This window comes from Methanosaeta sp. UBA356, from assembly GCF_002496465.1.
GTDB lineage: Archaea > Halobacteriota > Methanosarcinia > Methanotrichales > Methanotrichaceae > Methanothrix > Methanothrix soehngenii.
Map to the genome: position 1 here is coordinate 1 of NZ_DAKC01000029.1, position 5910 is coordinate 5910.

A 5910-nucleotide genomic window follows, 5' to 3' on the forward strand; every position below is an offset into this window, starting at 1 on the left:
GGCTTTGTGGAGATAGGGGAAACGGTCGAAGAGGCAGCGATAAGGGAGGCTCGGGAGGAGACGGGGCTTGATATCAATCTGCTGGGGCTGGTGGGCGTCTACTCCGATCCCGCCCGCGATCCAAGGGGCCATGTGGTCTCTGTGGCCTTTCTCGCCCGGGCGAGCGGCAGGCTCCAATCCGGCTCAGACGCCCGGTCTGCCCAGGTCTTCCCTCGAGAGGAGCTGCCCAGGCTTGCCTTTGACCATGAGCAAATCATCAGTGATGCCCTCCACCTGGCGGAGGTCCTGGGAAATAGTAAAGAGAATGGATGAGTCTGATGGATGATTGAGGATTTGTGCATCAAATTAATGTAGAGCGAAAAAGATCTGCCTTTGCCCCTTTTAGGAGAGGTATTCAATGGAAGAGATAAGAGAGCTCATCGAGAAATATGCGCTGCAGAACGCGGTGAAGTACAATGCTGCCCCCAATGCCGGGGCGGTCATGGGCAAGCTCATGGGCGAGCGTCCGGAGCTTCGCAGTCGGGCAAAGGAGGTTTCGCCCCTGATAGGTGAGGTTTTAGCCGAGGTTAAAAAGACCAGCCCTGAGGAGTGGAAGAGGAGGCTGGAGGAGATAGCGCCCGAGCTACTGGTGCAGCTCTCAGAGAAGAAGGAGCCTGACAAGGGACTGCCCAAACTGGAGGGTGCTGAGGGTGGAGTGGTAATGCGCTTTGCCCCTAATCCCAATGGCCCGCCCACATTGGGCAGCGCCCGTGGGATCATCGTCAACTCGGAGTATGTGAAAAAGTACGGTGGCAAGTTCATCATCCGTTTTGATGATACCGATCCCGTGAAAAAAAGGCCCATGCCCGAGGCATATGGCTGGTATTTAGAGGACTGCCAATGGTTGGGGGCGAAGCCGGATCAGGTGATTGTCGCCAGCGAGAGGATCGAGCAGTACTATCCAATTGCCGAGGAGCTGATCCGCCGGGGTGGGGCTTATGTCTGCCGCTGCCCCCAGGCGGCCTTCAAGGAGCACAAGGAGAAGGGAATAGAGTGCATTGACCGGGGCCAGAGCATCGAGGAGAACCTGGATCTCTGGAAAAAGATGCTGGACGGAACCCTCAAAGAGGGTGAGGCGGTCCTGCGGGTGAAGACCGATATGCACCATAAAGACCCTGCGATTCGGGACTGGCCGGCCTTCAGGATTGTCACCGCCCCCCATCCGCTGGTGGGGGACAGGTACCGGGTCTGGCCGCTGCTCGACTTCGAGTCGGCGGTGGAGGACCACCTGCTGGGCACAACCCATATCATCCGGGGAAAGGATCTGGCAGATAGCGGAAGCAGGCAGAGGTATCTGTACTCTTACCTCGGATGGGAGTACCCCAGGGTCATTCACTGGGGCAGGGTTAAGATCCATCAGTTCGGGTCTTTCAGCACCAGCAAGCTGAGGAAGGCGATTGAGGCCGGAGAGTATTCGGGCTGGGACGACCCACGGGTGCCAACAGTGCGGGCGATGCGCTGCCGGGGAATCCGGCCTGAGGCCTTGCGAAAGTTCATGATCGATCTTGGCGTTGGTGAGACGGACATCAGCCTGAGCATGGACTCGATATATGCCGAGAACCGGAAGCTGGTCGATCCGGAAGCCAACCGCCGCTTCTTCGTCTGGGAGCCGGTGGCCCTGGAGATAGAGGGCGATGTCCCGCCGCTGGCGCGAGCGCCCCTGCATCCCACTGACGATCGGGGATTCCGGGAGATTCCCGCTGGAAACAGGCTGTTCATCTGCAGGAGCGATCTTGAGGGCTTCCGAGCGGGGGATAACATCCGCCTGAAGGACCTGTGCAATGTAGAGATTACCAGCCTGGAGCCTGCCAGAGCACGCTTTTTGGGCAAGGACATGGGAAAGAGGACCAAGATCATCCACTGGGCGCCCCTGGACGGGGTGAGGGTCATAGTGATGAAGCCCGATGGGGTGGATGAGGGAATAGGAGAAACGGGAATTGCCGAGGAGCTGGGGAAGGTCGTGCAGTTCGAGAGATATGGATTTGTGCGGGTCAATAAAATTGGCGAGCCGATAGTGGCCTATTACGCGCACCGGTGAGCAGTGAGGCTGCGGAAAGCCCAGGCGATCTACTTCTCCTGCCATGGAAAAGCAAACTGGGATAATCACGAGATCGGTGGCTTTGTATTGGAAAATGATGAGATCCAGACAACGAAAGATCAAGATGCGGTCTTGACCATAAGGATCTCTTCGAGCTGCACCTGGATCAGGCCCGGATGGCAAACCTCTCCGCCTGCGAGACGGGTGTGCCCGGTGCCCGGCTGCCGGATGAGGTGGTATCGCTGCCCTCCGCTTTCATCCGGGCTGGCTTTGCTGGGGCAATAGGCTCACTCTGGACAGTATCGGAAAAGAGCACAGCTATGCTCATGATCCGCTTCTATCAGCTCTGGCGGGCGGAAGGCAAACAGCCAGTGCAGGCCCTGGCTAGGGCTCAAAAGGAGCTACGAGAGGATACGCGATTCTGGCATCCATTCTACTGGGCGGCCTTCTATATGACCGGCGTTTGATCGGGAGGGGAGAACGAAATAGGCTGGACTTGACGCGCAGGAGCGTACTCACATGGCAAACGCACGCGAGAGAGCGGCCTTTTCAGCAGGCGACGATAAAGTCCAAATACGAAAAAGGATAACAGTCAAAATAATGCTTAAGCTCACCGCTTATGTCTCTGGAAAGGTCCAGATGGCGGGATACAGATCTAAGATAGCAACTATTGCCCGCGTCTTTGGCCTCAAGGGATATGTGATGAACCTGCCCGACAGCAGGGTGAAGATCGTTGCAGAGGGCCATGAAGCTGATTTAGAAAGGTTCCTTGAAGCCGTCAGAATCAAAAATACCCTGATCGACGTGGAGGAGATTAAAGCAGATTTTTCTGAGGCAAATGGATCTTACGAAGAATTTTTTAAAATCGCAGGGGAGGGGGAGACTGACGCCCGTCTGGACCAGGCGGCAGAGTATCTTAAAGAGCTGATATCCGCCGTGAGAGAAGGATTCAAGGATAATGGTTCAAAGCTCGATAGCATGAGCTCCTCTCTAAAAGATATCTCAGGGAAACAGGATGATCTAAAAAAGTCAATTACGGAAGGCTTCCGGGAAACTGGCTCCTATCTGAAAGATATCTCAGGGAAACAGGATGATCTAAAAAAGTCTATTACAGAAGGCTTCAGGGAAACTGGTTCCTATCTGAAAGATATCTCAGGGAAACAGGATGATCTAAAAAAGTCAATTACGGAAGGCTTCAGGGAGACTGGCTCCTCCTTAAAAGATATCTCAGGGAAACAGGATCAAATCATCGATAGGATAGACTGTGCCCGCGAGGAGATCGTCTCTGAGGTTTCCGGCATGCGCTCGGATCTTAAGGGCCGCACAGAGGAGCGGCTGCAGAGGATCGAGAGCGATGTGACTGAGATCAAAGCCAGGATGAGGTCCTAAATCATTCCACGATTTGCATCAATTCATAGGATCATCATCTGATCAGGATAAGAGCGCCCCGGCCAGAAATGCCAGCAGGGCCACAGCCATCCCTTTCTTTATCGCCTTCTGAGAGCCGGCTGCGTCCTTCCGGATTACTTTGTACACAGAGAGCAGAAGGAGCAGATCCGCCACCGCTACTATCAGCAGGTATAGCCTCCCAAAGGGGGCGAGGAGGCTCAGGGCCACTCCCGCCACTCCGAAGAGCCCGGCCAGGGCTGCCGCCGCGCGCTCGCCCGCCAGGATGGGTAAGGTTCGGGCTCCACCCTGCTGGTCTCCCACCATATCCTCGATGTCCTTGGCGATCTCCCGGCTCATGCTGGCCAGAAAGGAGAGGCCGAAGGGGACCTGGTTGGCCAGGATGCCCATAAATCCAGCCACTGCCCCTCCAAAGAGGAAGGTGGAGCCGGTAAGATAAGAGACGGACAGATTTCCTAGAATTGGGGTGGCCTTCAGGTTTCGGGCATAGAAGAAGAGGAGCAGGGAGTTGAAGGCGGCGATGGCCAGACATATCCGACCGGCCAGGCCCGCCAGAATGCAGCCGGCGGCGAAAAGGGCGATCGAGTAGTAGAAAGCCGTCTGGGGCCGGACTCGCTTGCTGGGGATGGGCCGGTCAGGCCTGTTTATGGCATCGATCTGGCGATCATAGTAATCGTTGATGACATTTCCCGCCCCAGTGATCAGGAAGACGGCCCCAGCGATGATTAGGGCAGCGTGCATATCCTGAACCATAGCGATCAGAAGGCCGATTATGGCTGCCGCTGATGCCATCAAGCAGTTGAACGGGCGGAGGATCTCCCAGAATGCCAGCAATTCTACCCTCTTTGGCGGCCTTTAAAACGAGGTCGCACGTGTGAGATAGAGCAGATAGATCTCAGTTAAGTAGCTATCGATATGGCTGTGGCTGCCAGGCAATCTATTGTGGTTAAAATTGCTATCGATCCGGTCATCGATATCCAGATCCATCTCACTCTTGCTGCCCAGGTTGTCCTCGATCGAGCAGTCGAAATAGCTGCCGACCGGGCGATCAAGCTCATTTAAATCCTTTGGACCGTCATTTTCGCTCTCGATTGGGCTTGAGCTCTTGCCGTCCATCGAAGAATCAGTCTTGCGATTGATCGTGTCTTCTATCTTGCCGATTGAACATTGAATCCTGCGGTTGACCTGGCCGAAAATCCTTCTATCAATAAGCCTGTCGATTTGCCGATCGATCAACTTCTTGATCCGGCCGTCGGCATTGCCCTGGATGAACCTCTCAAGATCACTTTCTATATTGGCAGCGGTGATGTCAGCGTTATAGCCTTTCATCTGCGTATCAGCATGAACCCTGGAAATGCCGCCTTTGAGTTTGCCTGCCGCGTCCTTCCTCTTCTCCTCATGCCCAGACTTCTTTTTCCTCGGGCCGGCATGAGCAGGGACGGCAGATGGGGCAGTAGCATTGGATGAACCATCCGCAGGAGGTGGGACAAACGCTCCGGAGAGCTTTAATAGGTAGGTGCTGCTGGCAGGAACGCTCTCTCTGCGGATCAATTCTGAGCCCTGCAGCCTGGCTACCACCTTTGAGCATTTGCTGCTGTCGATCTTCAGGAGCCTCCTCAGATCGGATTGATAAATTCCCTCTGGCCGCAAGGCTATGATATCCATCGCCTTCTCCTGCAGAGCAGCAATGCTGCTCTTAGCGGCAAATTCTGACTTCTCCCCCATTTTCATACTCCCTTTGGTCAGATAGAGCCCAAACTTAATTATTTTTGATATACTGTAATGAATTCTCTTGATATAAAACTCTTTTGCATTTACCCCTTATTTTGTCTAAAAATAGCAGATATAACCTCATATTCCGAGAAAATTCCATAGAATACTGGGATTTATTGCAGAAAATCTATCAATATTTTAAATATTTTATGAGATATTCAGCTTCTGCCAAAGGATCGCAATGTTGGCGGCGGGAAAATCTAATGTTATTATATCGCATCGCTCGGGGAAAATCGGGCCCGAATCTCCTGCGCTTTGAGCATAGGCAGTCCGATCTCTTCGACCATTCCCTCAAGCCTCTTTCGTTCTGCAGATCGCAGCGACTTGCGGTCGATATAGGCATAAGTGGCATTCGAGCTTTCCCGAGCAATTTCAACCGCCTCTAAATCCAGATCAGGAACCTGATAGCTGGAGAACATATGGCCAAAAGCTATACGAGAGTTGAAGATCAGCTCAGTCTGCCTCTGCACATAATGACCTCCTCCAAATCCCAGAAACACGGGCAACTCCTCCGGTCCAAGGGCCAAAATCGCCCTTGCCACCGCCTCCCCCGCCTTCAAATCTACCCACTGCTCCTTTGTGCTGCCGATCTCAGCGAAGAAGGATGGTGTCCTTACATCCACAGGACCATGATGAGTGGCCTCAGCCGAGAC

General features: G+C 54.0%; 6 protein-coding genes and 1 pseudogene. 4 read left to right on the forward strand and 3 right to left on the reverse strand.

What is annotated here, in order from left to right; translation table 11 throughout:
* The 4 genes and pseudogenes from BP727_RS01730 to BP727_RS01745 all read left to right on the forward strand — a co-directional run.
* Positions 1–312, forward strand: a 312-nt coding sequence (locus BP727_RS01730) for an NUDIX hydrolase (protein ID WP_286857098.1), incomplete at its 5' end; no start/stop codon positions are given.
* A gap of 85 nt (positions 313–397) precedes the next feature.
* Positions 398–2077 carry a glutamate--tRNA ligase gene (locus BP727_RS01735; RefSeq protein ID WP_286857099.1) on the forward strand — a complete coding sequence of 560 codons (1680 nt, stop codon included), beginning with the start codon at positions 398–400 and terminating at the stop codon, positions 2075–2077.
* A gap of 140 nt (positions 2078–2217) precedes the next feature.
* A pseudogene (locus BP727_RS01740) lies at positions 2218–2544 on the forward strand (CHAT domain-containing protein); the annotation flags it as partial.
* A 133-nt stretch (positions 2545–2677) separates the two neighbouring features.
* A complete protein-coding gene (locus tag BP727_RS01745; protein ID WP_013718114.1) occupies positions 2678–3466 on the forward strand; it encodes an acylphosphatase in 789 nt (262 codons plus the stop codon).
* Positions 3467–3508: 42 nt separating this feature from the next.
* Here the strand turns inward: BP727_RS01745 and BP727_RS01750 are convergent, their stop codons facing one another.
* The 3 genes from BP727_RS01750 to BP727_RS01760 form a co-directional block, all read right to left on the reverse strand.
* Entirely contained in the window at positions 3509–4318 is an 810-nt protein-coding gene (locus BP727_RS01750) for a geranylgeranylglycerol-phosphate geranylgeranyltransferase (protein ID WP_013718115.1), read from the reverse strand.
* A gap of 21 nt (positions 4319–4339) precedes the next feature.
* Positions 4340–5215 carry a MarR family transcriptional regulator gene (locus BP727_RS01755; protein WP_157863599.1) on the reverse strand — a complete coding sequence of 292 codons (876 nt, stop codon included), beginning with the start codon at positions 5213–5215 and terminating at the stop codon, positions 4340–4342.
* A 251-nt stretch (positions 5216–5466) separates the two neighbouring features.
* The coding region (locus BP727_RS01760; protein ID WP_286857102.1) for a D-aminoacyl-tRNA deacylase at positions 5467–5910 on the reverse strand (444 nt) is incomplete at its 5' end.

Excerpts from the sequence above, each read along its gene's own strand:
- BP727_RS01735 (WP_286857099.1), top strand. The coding sequence starts at position 398 with ATGGAAGAGATAAGAGAGCTCATCGAGAAATATGCGCTGCAGAACGCG.
- BP727_RS01745 (WP_013718114.1), top strand. The coding sequence starts at position 2,678 with ATGCTTAAGCTCACCGCTTATGTCTCTGGAAAGGTCCAGATGGCGGGA.
- BP727_RS01755 (WP_157863599.1), bottom strand. The coding sequence starts at position 5,215 with ATGAAAATGGGGGAGAAGTCAGAATTTGCCGCTAAGAGCAGCATTGCT.